The sequence below is a fragment of the Ruegeria sp. BB6 genome, assembly GCF_056539385.1.
The window spans coordinates 239,028-254,460 of sequence record NZ_JBQFUW010000005.1; the positions used below are offsets into that span (position 1 = coordinate 239,028).

General features: G+C 56.8%; 17 protein-coding genes. 9 read left to right on the top strand and 8 right to left on the bottom strand.

Annotated elements, in window-relative coordinates; all coding sequences use genetic code 11:
* Window positions 1–93 precede the first annotated feature (93 nt).
* On the top strand, window positions 94–540 hold the full coding sequence (locus ACR0B7_RS13840; protein WP_170388942.1) for an Rrf2 family transcriptional regulator: 447 nt from the start codon (window positions 94–96) through the stop codon (window positions 538–540).
* A 2-nt stretch (window positions 541–542) separates the two neighbouring features.
* Here ACR0B7_RS13840 and ACR0B7_RS13845 read toward each other — a convergent pair whose 3' ends face one another.
* Window positions 543–3,071: an FtsX-like permease family protein gene (locus tag ACR0B7_RS13845; RefSeq protein WP_170484961.1), complete on the bottom strand. Its 2,529-nt coding sequence runs from the start codon at window positions 3,069–3,071 to the stop codon at window positions 543–545.
* Window positions 3,068–3,763, bottom strand: a complete 696-nt coding sequence (locus ACR0B7_RS13850; RefSeq protein ID WP_170484960.1) for an ABC transporter ATP-binding protein — start codon at window positions 3,761–3,763, stop codon at window positions 3,068–3,070. Before ACR0B7_RS13850 ends, ACR0B7_RS13845 begins: the two co-directional genes overlap by 4 nt.
* 65 nt (window positions 3,764–3,828) lie before the next feature.
* On the opposite strand from ACR0B7_RS13850, the gene ACR0B7_RS13855 reads away from it, so the two are divergent.
* Window positions 3,829–4,449 (top strand): arylesterase, encoded by a 621-nt coding sequence (locus ACR0B7_RS13855; RefSeq protein WP_170485283.1) that lies wholly within the window; start codon window positions 3,829–3,831, stop codon window positions 4,447–4,449.
* On the opposite strand, the gene ACR0B7_RS13860 is transcribed toward ACR0B7_RS13855, so the two are convergent.
* From ACR0B7_RS13860 to ettA, 4 genes are all read right to left on the bottom strand, one after another.
* A complete protein-coding gene (locus tag ACR0B7_RS13860; protein WP_170388946.1) occupies window positions 4,450–5,010 on the bottom strand; it encodes a L,D-transpeptidase in 561 nt (186 codons plus the stop codon). It abuts the gene before it with no gap.
* 179 nt (window positions 5,011–5,189) lie between these two features.
* Window positions 5,190–5,396: a cold-shock protein gene (locus ACR0B7_RS13865; RefSeq protein ID WP_170378838.1), complete on the bottom strand. Its 207-nt coding sequence runs from the start codon at window positions 5,394–5,396 to the stop codon at window positions 5,190–5,192.
* 234 nt (window positions 5,397–5,630) lie between these two features.
* Window positions 5,631–6,533: a DUF6602 domain-containing protein gene (locus ACR0B7_RS13870; RefSeq protein ID WP_170570735.1), complete on the bottom strand. Its 903-nt coding sequence runs from the start codon at window positions 6,531–6,533 to the stop codon at window positions 5,631–5,633.
* Between the two features lie 2 nt (window positions 6,534–6,535).
* Window positions 6,536–8,203, bottom strand: a complete 1,668-nt coding sequence (gene ettA / locus ACR0B7_RS13875) for an energy-dependent translational throttle protein EttA (protein WP_170414758.1) — start codon at window positions 8,201–8,203, stop codon at window positions 6,536–6,538.
* Window positions 8,204–8,273: 70 nt separating this feature from the next.
* Here ettA and ACR0B7_RS13880 point away from each other — a divergent pair, with 70 nt between their 5' ends.
* From ACR0B7_RS13880 to dacB, 3 genes are all read left to right on the top strand, one after another.
* Window positions 8,274–8,777, top strand: coding sequence for an HNH endonuclease signature motif containing protein (locus ACR0B7_RS13880; RefSeq protein ID WP_170484958.1), 504 nt, complete (start codon window positions 8,274–8,276; stop codon window positions 8,775–8,777).
* Window positions 8,778–8,847: 70 nt separating this feature from the next.
* On the top strand, window positions 8,848–9,468 hold the full coding sequence (locus ACR0B7_RS13885) for a nicotinate-nucleotide adenylyltransferase (protein ID WP_170484957.1): 621 nt from the start codon (window positions 8,848–8,850) through the stop codon (window positions 9,466–9,468).
* A 67-nt stretch (window positions 9,469–9,535) separates the two neighbouring features.
* Window positions 9,536–11,014, top strand: a complete 1,479-nt coding sequence (dacB, locus tag ACR0B7_RS13890) for a D-alanyl-D-alanine carboxypeptidase/D-alanyl-D-alanine endopeptidase (RefSeq protein WP_170484956.1) — start codon at window positions 9,536–9,538, stop codon at window positions 11,012–11,014.
* 2 nt (window positions 11,015–11,016) lie between these two features.
* Here dacB and ACR0B7_RS13895 read toward each other — a convergent pair whose 3' ends face one another.
* Window positions 11,017–11,439, bottom strand: coding sequence for a tellurite resistance TerB family protein (locus ACR0B7_RS13895; RefSeq protein ID WP_170388952.1), 423 nt, complete (start codon window positions 11,437–11,439; stop codon window positions 11,017–11,019).
* An 81-nt stretch (window positions 11,440–11,520) separates the two neighbouring features.
* The gene (locus ACR0B7_RS13900; RefSeq protein ID WP_170388953.1) at window positions 11,521–11,988 is read right to left on the bottom strand and encodes an Lrp/AsnC family transcriptional regulator; all 468 of its coding nucleotides are present in this window, start codon (window positions 11,986–11,988) and stop codon (window positions 11,521–11,523) included.
* A gap of 108 nt (window positions 11,989–12,096) precedes the next feature.
* On the opposite strand from ACR0B7_RS13900, the gene phhA reads away from it, so the two are divergent.
* The 4 genes from phhA to ACR0B7_RS13920 all read left to right on the top strand — a co-directional run bounded on the left by phhA (window position 12,097) and on the right by ACR0B7_RS13920 (window position 15,417).
* On the top strand, window positions 12,097–12,897 hold the full coding sequence (gene phhA, locus ACR0B7_RS13905) for a phenylalanine 4-monooxygenase (protein WP_170484955.1): 801 nt from the start codon (window positions 12,097–12,099) through the stop codon (window positions 12,895–12,897).
* A gap of 7 nt (window positions 12,898–12,904) precedes the next feature.
* Window positions 12,905–13,258 (top strand): 4a-hydroxytetrahydrobiopterin dehydratase, encoded by a 354-nt coding sequence (locus ACR0B7_RS13910; protein ID WP_170484953.1) that lies wholly within the window; start codon window positions 12,905–12,907, stop codon window positions 13,256–13,258.
* A gap of 134 nt (window positions 13,259–13,392) precedes the next feature.
* The gene (locus ACR0B7_RS13915; protein WP_170484951.1) at window positions 13,393–14,967 is read left to right on the top strand and encodes a lysine--tRNA ligase; all 1,575 of its coding nucleotides are present in this window, start codon (window positions 13,393–13,395) and stop codon (window positions 14,965–14,967) included.
* Between the two features lie 48 nt (window positions 14,968–15,015).
* Complete coding sequence (locus ACR0B7_RS13920) at window positions 15,016–15,417, top strand: DUF4864 domain-containing protein (protein ID WP_170484949.1); 402 nt, start codon at window positions 15,016–15,018, stop codon at window positions 15,415–15,417.
* The last annotated feature ends 16 nt before the right edge of the window (window positions 15,418–15,433 follow it).

Here is a 15,433-nt window from a genome sequence, read left to right on the forward strand (position 1 = left end):
GCCTCTGCGTCCGGTTGTGCCGATTGATGTATGTCAAACCGCTTTTTTGCCGGACATGCAATAAGATCCCATCTTGAAATTTGGGAGGCCATCATGCGCATCACCAAAAGGACGAACATAGCAGTGCGCCTGTTGATGTATTGTGCGGCGCATCAGGACAGATTGGTGACCAAGTCCGAGATCGCCGAAGCCTGCAATATCTCGGAAAACCATCTGGCGCAGGTGATCAATCAACTGAGTCAGCTCAATTATCTCAGCACGCAACGCGGGCGGAACGGCGGCATGACCCTTGCTCGGTCGGCCGAACAGATCCGCATCGGGTCGGTTTTCCGCCATGTGGAGGGCAACTTGCCGCTGGCAGAGTGTTTTGCGGATGCCGACAATACCTGTCCGTTGACAGAAGCCTGCCGGTTGCGACTGGCGCTGCAGGATGCGGCCGAAGTTTTCTATGCCTCACTGGATGAGATTACTTTGGACGCGCTGGTGTGCGACAACGATCAGTTGTTGAAAATTCTACAGCCGGTGGCCTGTGTAAGGTAGGTTCAATCGCTGGCCCGCAGGATGCGGGCCGGGCGTACCGCAAGAGGGCGCAGGGCAAAGACTAGGCCCGCGCCCAGAGTTACGAAGATACCAGCCAGCACGATGCCAATGGCCGAAGGCCAAATGACGGCAAAATCCGTGTCAAAGATGAATGTCGCCACGGCCCATCCGCCGAGAATGCCCGCCAGCAATGCGACAGACCCTGCCGCGGCCCCCAAAAGCACCGCTCGGAGGGCAAAGCTTAGCAGGATGCGGCGTCTGTCGGCACCCAGTGTCTTAAGGATTGCGGCTTCGTACCTGCGGGCGGGTTCGCCTGCGGCAGCAGCGCCGATCAAGACCAAAAAGCCTGTCAGAAGTGAAACGCCCGCCCCGTAGGACGTCGCCGCCGCCAGACCTGCCAACAGGCCAGACACCCGGTCGATCGCGTCTCGCACGCGGATCGCAGTGATGTTTGGAAACTGCCCGGCCAGATCGCGCAGAATGGCGGCTTCGGCCTGTTCTTCGGCGTAGACCGTGGCGATGAAACTGTGCGGCGCACCGGCAAGGGCTGACGGATTCATGGACATGACGAAACCCATCCCTGCGGTCGAGAAATCTACCTCCCGCAATGATGTCAGTTCGGCCGTAATATCGCGCCCGAGAATGTTGACCGTCAATTCATCGCCGAGCTTGAGGCCCATTTCCTTGGCTTCTTCGGCCGCAAAGCTGACTTGGGGGTTGTCCGAGTAATCTTCGGGCCACCATTTGCCTGCGGTGATCCGTGCATTTTGGGGGGGCAGCGCCGAATAGGTCACGCCGCGATCACCGTCCAGAACCCAATGATCGCCAGCAACGTCCCGCGCCGGGCGTCCGTTGATCTGAGTGATGATGCCCCGCAGCATCGGTGCGCTCTCTACCCGGCTGACGGCGGGATCCTTTGCCAGACGATCCGAAAACCCGGGCATCTGGTCTTTCTGGATGTCGACGAAAAAGTAGGATGGTGCCACGTCGGGCAGGTTCCCTGAGATTGCGTTGCGCAATGTCCCGTCGATTTGTCCGACCGCTGCCAGTACCGAAAGGCCCAATCCCAAGGACAACACGACCGAAGCTGCGCCTTCGCGCGGGTTGGAAATGGCCGCCAGCGCCCAGCGTAGGGCCGGGCGACCTCGGGCCGGTCTTGCCGCAAGGCGTGAAAGCCTGCGGATTCCCAGCGCAGATAGCGACAAGAGGAGCAGTGCGGCGATCAACCCTCCGCTGGTCCAAAGCGTCAGGCGCGCAGACCCGCTGAACCAAGAAGCCGCCGAAATCAGCAGCGCCAGACCTATACCTGTGGCAATCACATACACGGTGCGCGGTAGAACCTTTGCCGAGGTCAGGGCATCGCGAAACAAGGTCGCGGCGCGGACGTCTTCTGTCCGGGCTAGCGGCCAGAGCGTGAACAAAAAGGCGGTGAGAAGCCCGTAGAGCGCGGCCTCTGCTAAGGGCTGCGGGTAGAGTAAAAACACTGCCGGTACAGGCAGACGGGCCTCGATCAGAGGTGCCAAGACCAGAGGCGCAACCCCGCCCAATACCAAGCCCAACACGATGCTTATGCCGGATAAGATACCGATCTGAATCATGTAGGTTTGAAAGATGGTTGCCTTGTCTGCGCCCAATGTCCGCAGGGTTGCGATGGTTTCGGTTTTCTGGGCGAGATAAGCGCGCACTGCGGCGGAGACGCCGATGCCACCTACTGCCAGACCGGACAAACCAACCAAAACCAGAAAGGCGCTTAAACGGGCGACAAATTCGGAAATTCCGGGCGCGCCGTTTCGGGCATCAGTCCAGCGCATGCCAGTTCCATCAAAGAACGCCTGCGCCTTTGCTGACAGTGTTCCGAGATCAGTCTCTTGCGGCAGGTCCAGCCTGTATTTTGTTGAAAACAGCGTTCCCGGCGCAAGCAGCCCAGACGCTTGAAGGTCCTTTGTGCGGACCATCGTTCGGGGTCCCAACCCGAACCCGTCTGCGGCCCCGTCCGGCTCATGCACGAGGGCTGCCATCACTACAAAGTCCTGAGTTCCAAGCGAAACCCGGTCACCTATTGCCAAACCCAACCGGTCGATCAGCAGCGGATCCATGACGGCGCCGGGCAGTGACCCTTGTCCGTCCAACGCGACCGAGAGCGGCATTTCGGGCTCCAGGACCGGCGACCCCAAAAGAGGATAGGCGTCATCAACCGATTTCACCTGTGTCAGGGCGCGTTGGGTTTCGCCGTTCAACTGGACAACGGCCATCGAGCGAAAATCAACGACCTCGGACAGGGCTTGTGCCGTCTGCTGCATCCAGGCGCGTTCACCGTCACTTGCAAAGCGATAAGTGAACTCCAACTGCGCGTCCCCGCCCAAAAGGGCCGCGCCTTCTTCGGACAATCCGGCTTGGATGGCGTGGCGAACGGATCCAACCGCGGCGATTGCCGCGACCCCAAGCGCCAGACAAGCGAGGAACACCTGAAACCCCCGCAGCCCACCGCGCAGTTCGCGACGCGCCAAACGCGCGGCAAGGCGCAGGCTCATTCTGCGGCCTCTTGCTGTGTGTCTTCGGTTATGCGCCCGTCGCGCAGCCGGACCACCCGATCACATTTTTGGGCCAGGCTGTGGCTATGCGTGACCAGTATGAGGGTAGCACCATGTCGATCCCGGAGGTCGAACAGCAGGTCGACAATGGCGGTGCCGTTGGCTTCGTCCAAATTCCCGGTGGGCTCGTCGGCCAGCAATATCTGAGGGCGCGGCGCGACGGCGCGCGCAAGGGCTACGCGCTGTTGCTCTCCCCCCGATAGCTGCGCCGGATAGTGATCTCGGCGATGCGCCAGCCCGACGGCCTCAAGCTCAGTTTCTGCCCGCGAGAAGGCATCGCGATGTCCGGCCAGCTCCAACGGCGTGGCGACGTTCTCCACGGCTGTCATCGAGGGGATGAGATGAAAATTCTGGAAAACAACGCCCATCGCGCTGCGTCTGAAACGAGCAAGTGCGTCTTCATTCATACCGGTCAAATCGTGATCCAGCGCAGTGATCCTGCCGCTTGTTGCCTGCTCCAACCCGCCCATCAGCATCAGCAATGACGACTTTCCAGACCCGGACGGCCCAACCAGACCCAGTGTTTCGCCCTTGTTTACCGATAAATTGATGTCGTGCAGAATATCCACCCGACCGGCATTGCCATCCAGCGACAAAGCGGCATTTTGAAGCGAAAGAACTGGTGATGTCATAGGTCAATCCAAGCGGAGGTGGTCAATTGGGATATGGAGCGGTTGGGATTTTGCGCAAGGCTTTGATGTCAGGCGCGTTTGTTTGCTGCGGCTTTGCGGCCACAGCCGAGACCGTCGTGATCGCGGCTCTGGGGGACTCGCTGACCCAAGGGTACGGTTTGCCGGAACAGGATGGTTTTGTACCTCAATTGGGTCGGTGGTTGCAGGCACAGGGAGGCGATGTTCGCTTGATCAATGCCGGAGTATCCGGAGACACAACAGCAGGCGGGGCGTCCCGTGTCGAGTGGACACTGACACCGGATGTAGACGGAATAATCGTTGCTTTGGGTGGGAACGACCTGCTGAGAGGAATCGATCCCGCAGTATCGCGCGCCAATCTCGAAACGATCATACAGGCCGCCGATACAGCTAGTGTTCCGGTTCTGTTGGTCGGCATGCAGGCGCCGGGGAACTACGGGGCAGACTACAAGTCCGAGTTCGATGCGATTTACCCCGATCTGGCAGGGCAATATCAGACCGGCTATGCCCCCAGTTTTTTCTCTGGGCTGACGGCAGAGGGTGAACCCAATGCCGCCCAGACTTTCATGCAAACGGATGGCATACATCCCAATGCCGAAGGGGTTTCCCTAATCGTTCAGGCGCTTGGTCCCTATGTTCTGGAATTGGTCGCGCGGATCGACAACTAGTCAAACCACAGTCACAACAGTACCGATCGGCACGCGCGCATACAAATCTATGACATGTGCGTTCAACATGCGGATACACCCGTTAGAGGCCGCTGTTCCGATCGTTTGTGGCTGCGTTGTGCCATGTATCCGGAAATAGGTGTCGACGCCGTTCTGGAACAGGTAAAGGGCGCGTGCGCCCAGTGGATTGTCGCCTCCGCCCGGTTGGACATAGTCGTTGTCCTTGAAGCGGGCATATGTTCTTGGTTCCCGTTCGATCATTTCTTCGGTTGGCCTCCAGGTGGGCCATTCTTTCTTGACGTCGATCGTGGCGGTTCCGGTGAATTCCAGCCCGGCTTTGCCGACGCCGCAGCCATAGCGGATGGCCTTGCGCGGCTCGGTCACGAAGTAGAGGTAGAAAGAGCGCGGCACCACCAGCAACTGGCCCGGCAGAAACTCTTTCTTGATTCTCACGTATTGAGGCGTGGGATCGTATTCGACGGCTTTTTTCTTTGCCGTGGCCATTCCCGGTATCAAACAGGTGGCGGCGGCTGCGGTAACGAATGTGCGACGTGTGAACATGGTGGTTCTCTTCAAAACAACACGGAAATCATAACGATAATGTTGAATGATATCCGATCCGGTCAATCACCGGGGCAGAGTAACCGAAATGTGATGTATTCCTGCGGACACAGTATCGCCGTGGTGTCGCCGGTCGAAAAAGAAAAAGGGCAGGGGATTATCCCTGCCCTTGGAACGGCTTACGCCAGTTCGATATTGTCCGCGCTTTCGCGACCGTCACGACCCGAGCGCAGCTCGTACGTGACTTTCTGGTTGTCGGCCAGACCGGTCAGGCCCGAGCGCTCGACGGCCGAGATGTGTACGAAGATGTCTTTGCCGCCATCTTCGGGCGCGATGAAGCCGTAGCCTTTGGTGGTGTTGAACCATTTTACGGTGCCTGCTGGCATATCCGTTGTCTCCTGTTTGGTGCTGCCCACGTGGTTGCGGCAGCCTGGCGTCGTCGGTCTGGATCGAGAGACTGAGCGCCGTAGAAGGAGACAGTAGGTCGAAATAGAAAAACGTTAGCACCTTGGATATGGCATTGGGGTGGGCGTGTGGCAAGGGGGCAAAAAACCGTCGTTCCGTACCAGTGGAGGAAGCGTTCTGCGAGAAATTTCAACCACGGTGGAAAAAGATGCCATTTATTTGGATGGTGGCGTATCCTGAATTTCACTTATTATCTTTGCGATTTCATCCAAGTCCGGTGCGATTCCAGAACTTATTTCCTCGTGAAACAGCGAGTAACTTCTGTGATCAAACGGTGTCACAAGGGAGCGACTTTCAAGAACATGTTCAAAGAAAGTTAAGAACATATGAAGTGCGGTTACCTCAGAAACGCAGTATTCCTTCCCGGCAGCCCTTTTCTTGATTTTGGAATTATTTGTTGGGTCTATTGCCAGAAACGTATTCCCACTTAGGGCGGAGTTTCGGGCAATACCAACATCCAAACTGCAGCAAAGTGACATATAGTATGTCAAGGAGTCACTGTAGTCGCTTGGGTTTTTCCAAGCGTTGTTTCCATAGGGATCAGTGAAAACCTGAGCGCAATACCGTTCTAAGCTGCCAAAAGATGAGCTTATTGAGAAAAGGTTGAACGAAGGAGGGCAGAAATGGAAGCCTCGGTTCTTAAGCTCAGTTTCAACACCGTTTGAATGGTATCCACGGTAGTTCAGAGCGCGAAAATTTTGTTCCTTTTTTCTGAAATCCTTAGCGGCTTTAGCGTCTAAGTGTTTCTTTACTTCGATCACTCCATACACCGTTTCAACGGGTATGTGGCGTCTCAGATAACGATAGTTTTCCATCCGTTCATGAATGACAATGTCGCACTCGTTGCTTTGCCTGCCTTCGCAGTCGACAACTATTTGGTTGGTCGAAACAGCATATTTCGCGGGGATAGTCTCCCGAAGAAAGGAAGCGAGGGCGTCTTCGATATACGCCCCCTTCAAGCCAGCATGTTTCACTAAGCTGGCAGACTCCAGCTCAAGTTTGAGTTTTTGCGCAATTAAAACAAACTCTTCCTTGAACGGGTTAAGAGCAGCAGCCATTTTTACCGCGCAAACTTCTTATGCTTCAAACGCTTGGGCTCCAGCGCATCGGGCCCCAGACGGCGTTTCTTGTCTTCTTCGTAATCCTCGAAGTTGCCCTCGAACCACTCCACATGAGCATCACCTTCAAACGCCAGAATATGCGTGCAAATCCGGTCGAGGAAGAAACGATCGTGCGAGATGACCACGGCGCAGCCGGCGAAATCGACCAGTGCGTCTTCTAGTGCGCGCAGGGTTTCCACGTCCAGATCGTTGGTCGGTTCGTCGAGCAGCAGGACGTTGCCGCCTTCTTTCAGCAGGCGTGCCATGTGGACGCGGTTGCGCTCACCGCCTGACAGTAGCGAGACCTTTTTCTGCTGGTCGCCACCCTTGAAATTGAAGGACGAGCAATAGGCACGCGAATTGACCTGCGCGTCGCCCAGTTGGATGATCTCGGCGCCGCCGGTGATCGCCTCCCATACGGTGTCGTTGTCCTTGAGGTCATCGCGGGACTGGTCGACATAAGACAGCTCGACCGTGTCGCCCAGCGAGATGGAGCCGCTGTCGGGTTGTTCCTGACCGGTGAGCATCTTGAACAGGGTCGATTTACCGGCACCGTTGGGGCCGATGACGCCGACGATGCCGCCAGGGGGCAGGGCAAAATCCAGCCCTTCGATCAGTTGCTTGTCGCCCATATGTTTCGACAGACCTTCGACCTCGATCACCTTGCCGCCAAGACGCTGGCCGTTGGGGATGACGATCTGGGCGCGGGTCAGCTTTTCGCGCTCGGACTGTTCGGCCAGCTCGTTATAGGCGTTGATCCGGGCCTTGGATTTGGCCTGACGCGCCTTCTGACCCTGACGCATCCATTCCAATTCGCGCTGCAGGGTCTTTTGCTTGGACTTGTCTTCGCGCGCTTCCTGCTCCAGCCGTTTGGCCTTTTGTTCCAGCCACGAGGAGTAGTTGCCTTCGTAAGGAATGCCGCGGCCACGGTCGAGCTCAAGAATCCAGCCGGTAATGTCATCCAGGAAGTAACGGTCGTGGGTGACGATCAGGATGGTGCCCTTGTAGTCGATCAGGTGCTGCTGCAGCCAGGCGATGGTCTCGGCGTCCAGGTGGTTGGTCGGTTCGTCGAGTAGCAACATGTCGGGCGCTTCCAGCAGCAGTTTGCAGAGCGCCACGCGGCGTTTCTCACCGCCTGAGAGGTTGGCGATGTTGGCGTCATCCGGCGGGCAGCGCAGCGCCTCCATCGAGACGTCGATCTGGCTGTCCAGATCCCAGAGGTTCTCGGCGTCGATCGCGTCCTGAAGGGTGGTCATTTCCTCCATCAGCTCGTCCGAGTAGTTCTCGGCGATCTCCATGGCGATCTCGTTGAAGCGGTCGACCTTCGCCTTTTTCGCGGCCACGCCCAACATGACGTTTTCGCGGACGGTCAGCGATTCATCTAGCTGCGGTTCCTGCGGCAGATAACCGACCTTGGCACCTTCGGCGGCCCAAGCCTCGCCGGTGAAGTCGGTGTCGAGACCGGCCATAATCTTCATCAGCGTCGATTTACCCGCGCCGTTGACGCCGACGACACCGATTTTCACGCCGGGCAGAAAGCTCAGGTGGATGTTTTCAAAACACTTCTTGCCACCGGGATAGGTCTTTGAGACACCCTGCATGTGGTAGACATATTGATAGGCGGCCATTGATCTGCTCCGATGGAATCCAAGTTTGAAGGCGGTAATATATTGGAAGACTTTGAGGAGCAATCGGCAGATGTCATTTGAGAAGATGGGGATTGATCGATCACACGTTCAAAGGGCCATAGAGTGGACAAAGTCGCTGTTGGAATTGCCAGTGGGTTGTGACCTGTCCGAATTGCAAAGCGCTCAAATTGTCAAATGGGCAAATGGGGCTGAAGAAAGAAATGCCTTTGCAGCCCCGGCAGAGCCAAAAGTGGATCAAGATCAGCCAAAGCGTGTCTCGACGGCGACAACTCGGTTTGTTCGCAATTCGGAATTTGTACGTCTCGTTAAATCTCGCGCGAACGGAACGTGTGAGTGCTGTGGGGGGCGTACTTTCCAAAATAGTTTTGGTGAATGGTTTCTTGAAGTTCATCATAAGACTTGGTTGTCGGAAGGCGGTCGTGACGAGCCATCAAATATGATTGCGCTATGCCCGAACTGTCACCGGCGCGAACATTTTGGCCTCGATCGAAAGTACGGTTTGCAGAGTGATCTTGATGACTGTCAATCAGCTGTCTCCGAACCAATTGACTGACGGTTGTTCGGGTGGACGCAGTGCAACCTGTTGATTGACAAGGCGGCTCAGTTCTGAACATCAGCAAGAGATGGAGCGAAACACCATACCATTTGCACGGCCGGGTCAGGTGATTGGCCTGTTCGGAGGGTCTTTTGACCCTCCGCATCGGGGTCATGTGCATGTGACTCGCGAAGCGGTGAAAGCCTTTGGGCTGGACCGGGTCTGGTGGTTGGTGACACCGGGCAATCCGTTGAAGGAACAAGGTCCAGCCCCGTTGGAACGTCGGGTCGAAGCGGCCAAGGCGGTCATGCAGCACCCACGTGTTACAGTGACGGATATTGAGGCTCAAACCGGCACGCGAGCAACAGCGGATACTCTGGCAGCGCTGCAATGCTTATATCCGCAGGTCCGGTTTGTGTGGTTGATGGGTGCCGACAACCTTGCGCAATTTCATCGCTGGAAGGATTGGCGATTGATTATGGATAGCGTGCCAGTTGGCGTTGTCGCACGACCGGGGGATCGGATCTCGGCCCGGATGTCCCGGGCCGCACGGGTCTATTCCAAGTACAGGATCGACGGACAGGCGCGCCATCTGCTGGGTAAGGCCGAGGCTCCGGCCTGGTGTTTCGTGAATATGCCGATGGTTGACGTCAGTTCGACGGAACTCCGAAATCGTGGCGTTTGGGAGAATGGGGTGTTGCCGGAATAGCCCCTGCAAGAGCATAATCATCAGTGACCGGTTGTTTGCCAATGATCTCTGGGATTGTAATTGACCCATGGCTGATCGTTTTTCACGACGTAGTTTTCTCGGAAGCCTTGGCGCGGCCTTGATCCCCGCTGCGGTCTTGGCTGATGCGCCTTCGGTATCGCTGCGGCCTCAACTGCGTGGCGTGCAGCCAAGTGGAGCCGAGCGACTGATCCGGGCGGCCGGGTTAAAAGGAGAGGTCGCGTTCGCGGTGGCGGATGTAGAAACAGGGGCCGAGTTGGAGGCCGTTGCTGGCGACGTGGGGTTGCCGCCGGCCAGTGTCGCGAAAGCCTTGACCGCGCTTTATGCGCTGGACGTGCTTGGGCCGGAACACCAGTTTGAAACCAAGCTGGTGGCGGGAGGGCCGATAGAGGGCGGCATCCTCAAGGGGGATTTGATCCTGGTTGGAGGGGGTGATCCCCTGCTGGATACGGACGCCCTGGCGACGATGGCAGCCAATTTGCGCGAGGCCGGGGTCATCGAGGTGCGCGGCGATTTCAAAGTATATGACGGTGCTTTGCCCTATGTGTTCAGTATCGACGCAGGTCAACCAGACCATCTTGGTTACAGCCCGGCAATCAGTGGAATATCCCTAAATTTCAATCGTGTGCATTTCGAGTGGAAGCGCGAGGGTGCCGACTACAGCGTTACGATGGACGCGCGTAGTGCGCGTTTCAATCCGGCGGTCGATATGGCCACGATGCGGGTCGATGCTCGAAAAGCACCGATCTATACCTATGAGCCGAGCGCGCGTCAGGATCGTTGGTCGGTCGCGCGAGGCGCATTGGGCAACGGAGGCGCGCGCTGGTTGCCAGTAAGAAAACCGGCGCTGTATGCGGGTGATGTGTTCCGTACGCTGGCCCGGTCGAATGGAATTGTCCTGGAACGTGTGCATGTGACCCGCGAAGCGCCCCAAGGTGCCGTGTTGGTCGTACATAGAAGCGACCCGTTGGACAGTATCCTGCGCGGGATGTTGAAATACTCGACCAACCTGACGGCCGAAATGGTTGGTATGGCGGCGTCGAAGGCGCGTGGGGCAGAGTTGCAATCTCTGACCGACTCTGCGGCGGAAATGAACAGATGGGCAGCCGAGACTTATGGCGTCAATGGCATTGCGATGGTCGACCATTCCGGGCTAGGAGACGCGTCTCGGGTCGCTCCGGAGGATCTGGTCAAGGCCTTGATCGAGGCACAAAAGGCTGGAGCCCTTCGGCCATTGTTGAAAAAGTTCACATTGGCAGACAGCCAGGGGCGACCTGTGAAAAATCATCCGATCAAAGTGGACGCCAAAACCGGGACATTGAATTTTGTATCCGGTTTAGGCGGGTTCATCACGACGCCGGACGGGTCCGAGTTGGCGTTCGCCATCTTCACAGCCGACGTCAACCACCGGGCCACGATCCCACGTGCCCAGCGCGAGCGCCCTCAAGGAGCGCGCAGTTGGAACAGTCGTTCGCGCAAGCTGCAGCGCGCCTTGATCGAGCGTTGGGGAACTCTGAACGGTAGTTAGTATCAGGTGGTGTGACGTGCCCGTGCACCGCGTTCGATAGCGGCGGCGTGCAGCCTGTCGATGTTCAGCTCATACCGAATTTCTTCTAGCAGACGCAGCTCGGTTTCAGCAAGAGATCCATCCGCTGCGGCGACATCGCAGGCCAGCGCATAGGCCGTTTCGTGCAGGCGTTCGGGCAAGTTGTCCCGGATTAGACCGAAAAGCGCATCCAGCCCGTCTTCTTGTTCAAACAAGTCAAATACGGTTTGCGAAACACGCCGTGTCCGGTCGATGTCGTATTCGGCAAAGACCGGTAGCATATTCACCGCACCTTCGATCTTGACCAGTTCGGCTGTGCGGATGGTTTCATCCGATGCCGAGACCGCGACCATGATCGCAACAAGGCAATCCTGAGGGGACATCGGGTGAGGAACTTGATCGGTCATGCTGTCGTCCTGATTAAGCTGTTCTGAGCGGGCACGATAGGAGGGGTCGAGTTGAGGTTCAATGAGTTTTGCCCCCGGCACTCATAGAATAGGCAGCGGTCCGCGAGTTTTGGTCTGTCGCAGCACAAAATTACTGCGTGTGTCACGGACCAAGCCGGACTTCAGCAAACGCTGCATGATGAAGTGCTCAAGCTCCTCTGGTGTTTTCGCATAGACCTTCAGAATGAAATCATGATCCCCCGTGATTGAGGCACATTCGACAATCTGTGGTTCGGTTTCCACAAGGCGCAGGAAAGAGGCGATATTGTCTTCCTGATGATCGCGCAGAGCAACATGGACATAGGCAATCGCGTTCAGCCCGACAGATTTGGCTTTCACCTGAGCTGCGTAGCCGGACACAATACCAGCAGCCTCAAGATCACGAACCCGGCGCCAGCATTGTGACGCGGACAAACCGGTGCGATCAGCCAGGTCTTGCATGGACAGACGCCCGTCTGATTGGAGTTCTTTGAGAATGGCAATATCGGCGGGTTGAAGAATTTGGGTCATATTTTGATCATTCTCGGAATGTTTCATTCAAAATAGGGCAAAACGCGACGCCATCAAAACTAATTCTGTCGCCGCAAAGGTATAAACTTTTCTTTAGGAGGAGTCGCCATGCCTAAATCGAAAAATTACGTTGCCAAGGTCGCAGATGCGCAGGGCAATATTGCCTATACCGCCGAGGAGGATGCTGTTTGGGCTGATCTCTATGCCGCGCAGCAAAGCAACATTCGTCGGTACATGGCGCGCGAATACCTTGAAGGGCTGGAGCGGTTGGACTTGCCAAAGACATCTGTCCCGTCGTGCAAGGACATCTCTGACCGCTTGTTGGATCTGACAGGTTGGCGGGTTCAGCCGGTGCCGGCGTTGATCGGGTTCAAAACCTTCTTTGGAATGTTGGCAGATCGGGTGTTTCCCGCTGCGTCGTTCATCCGATCGCGCGAGGATTTCGACTATATCGAAGAACCGGACATCTTCCACGAAATCTTCGGCCATACACCGCTGCTGAGCGATCCGCGATTTGCAACCTTTAGTCAGGCGATCGGGCAAGCGGGCGTCGCGGCCGAAGATCGAGATTATTCGTGGTTGATCCGCCTTTACTGGTTCACGATCGAATTCGGGTTGCGTCGGCAGGACGGAGAGATAAAGGCGCTGGGGTCGGGTCTGGCATCTTCTCCCACCGAATTGGTTTACGCCGTTGAAAGCGACATTCCCGACCGGGATCCTTTCGACGTTCTTACGATCCTGCGCACGCCTTATCGGATCGACATGCATCAAATGGGCTATTTCGTGCTAGAGTCGCCCGAAGACCTGTTTGAGGCCGCCGACCGAGATTTGTTGGCGGATGTACGACGGGCGCAGACCCTTGGGCTGCTGCCAAACAAGTTTCCGGAAAAAGCAACTGCGGCGGAGTGAACCGAAAATGACCCTATCTGGAGAGACCTGCAGCCTGTCGGACCGGACCTGTGTGCCCTGTTCCGGTGGAATTCCCCCTTTGACGGCTGATGAAGCCAATACGCATATGGCTGAGCTTACCTCTGACTGGAAACTGGACGCGGAGGCGAAAACGCTGACCCGTCACTACACGTTCAAAGGGTTTGCCAAAGCAACCTATCTGGCCAATCTTTGCGCGTGGCTTGCGGACCAACAGGGCCACCACCCGGATATCGCGTTTGGCTGGGGCTATGTGGATGTCAAATTGACGACGCACGAAATTGGTGGTCTCAGCGAGAATGATTTCATCTGGGCGGCCAAACTGGATCAATTGACCTCGTGATCCCGCGTTTCTAGGCTTTCCAGTCAGGAAAACCCCCAGGCTTTATTGACTCATGCTGCACCGGCACAATAGGAGGGGCCGGTCGGTTGCATGCGGTGACCGGCACTGTTTTTCCCGATGGAGCTTGTCGAATAATGTCTGAACTGCGTGAAACCGCGATGTCGTCCAAGGCCTGGCCTTTTGAAGAGGCGCGCCGGGTGCTCAAACGCTATCAGAAGGGCGCTCCTGAAAAGGGGTACGTGCTGTTTCAGACAGGGTATGGACCGTCGGGCCTGCCGCATATCGGGACATTTGGCGAGGTTGCCCGGACGTCTATGGTACGTCACGCTTTCGAGCAGATCAGCGACATCCCAACCAAGCTGATTTGTTTCTCGGACGATATGGACGGTTTCCGCAAAGTGCCGACCAACGTACCGATGCAGGACGCGTTGAAGGAAGACCTGCATCTGCCGCTGACCAAAGTGCGCGATCCGTTTGGCACGCACGAAGGTTTTGCACAGCACAACAACGCGATGCTGTGTGACTTTCTGGATAGCTTCGGGTTTCAGTACGAATTCGCCTCGGCCACTGAATACTATACCAGCGGCAAGTTTGATGAGATGCTGCTGACCGCCTTGGACCGGTTCGAGAAAATTCAGGAAATCATGCTGCCGACCCTGGGGGTAGAGCGTCGCGAGACATACTCCTGCTTCCTGCCGATCAGCCCGAAAACCGGCCACGTGTTGCAGGTTCCAACGCTGGAGCGCAACGTGGCCAAGGGGACGATCGTTTATCAGGAACCCGACGGCGAAAAGGTCGAAATCCCGGTCACCGGCGGCAACGTAAAGATGCAGTGGAAGCCGGATTGGGCAATGCGCTGGGCCGCGCTGGGCGTGGACTATGAGATGTCGGGCAAGGACCTGATCGACTCGGTCACGCAGTCGTCGAAAATCTGTCGGGCGCTGGGCAAGCAGCCGCCCGAGTCGCTGAGCTATGAGTTGTTCAATGATGAACAGGGGCAGAAGATCTCGAAATCGAAAGGCAATGGTCTGTCGATGGAGGAGTGGCTGACCTACGCCGCGCCCGAGAGCCTTTCGTATTTCATGTACCAAAAGCCCAAGACGGCCAAGCGTCTGTATTTCGATGTCATCCCCAAAGCAGTGGATGAGTATCACCAGCAGTTGCGCGCCTATCCGGGGCAAGAGCTGAAGGCTCAGTTGAACAACCCCGTCTGGCACATCCACGGCGGCGAAGTTCCTGAATCAACGCTGATGGTGCCGTTTGCAATGCTGTTGAACCTTGCGTCGGTTTCCGGTGCCGAAGACAAAGAGGCGTTGTGGGGCTTTATCCGCCGGTATGCGCCTGAGGCTACGGCCGACACGCATCCCGATCTTGATCAGGCAGCAGGCTTTGCTGTGCGTTACTTCAACGATTTCGTCAAACCAACCCGCCAACATCGCGCGCCTACGGATCAAGAGCGCGAGGCGTTGGAAGCGCTCAAAGCCGCGCTTGCGGACTATGACGGTCCGATCGAGGATGAGGCGTTGCAATCCGTGGTCTATGCCATCGGACGGGATCGGTTCGATCCGCTGCGGGGATGGTTCACCGCTCTGTACGAAGTGCTTTTGGGTGCGTCTCAAGGGCCGCGTTTCGGTGGGTTTATTGCGCTGTATGGCGTGCCGGAAACGATCGCGTTGATCGACAAGGCGCTGGCCGGAGAGCTGGTCTGATTTGACCTGATACCTGATGGGGCTACCCTTCGATCAGGAGGTGGCCCCATGCGCCGTATTATTCTTGCCGTAGCTTTCAGTGTTGGGCTGGTCACAAGCGGTGCCGCTCAGGATGCCGAGATCGAGGCCAATATCGCAGCCCAGATACAGGCGTTCAAAGCGGATGATTTCGTCACCGCCTTTACCTTTGCCAGCCCGAATATCCAGAACATATTTCGCACGCCCGAGAATTTCGGGGCGATGGTGCGAAATGGCTATCCGATGGTCTGGCGACCCTCCGAAGTAAGGTTTCTGGAGCTGCGCGAAGTTGCCGGGGCGCTGTGGCAGAAGGTGATGATCGTGGATGGGGACGGGCGTGCCCATATCCTTGATTATCAAATGATCCAGCTTGAAAGCGGGTGGAAGATCAACGGCGTCCAGTTGCTTGGAAATTCCGACCCGGCCGCGTGATGCAACGCCTCCGTTA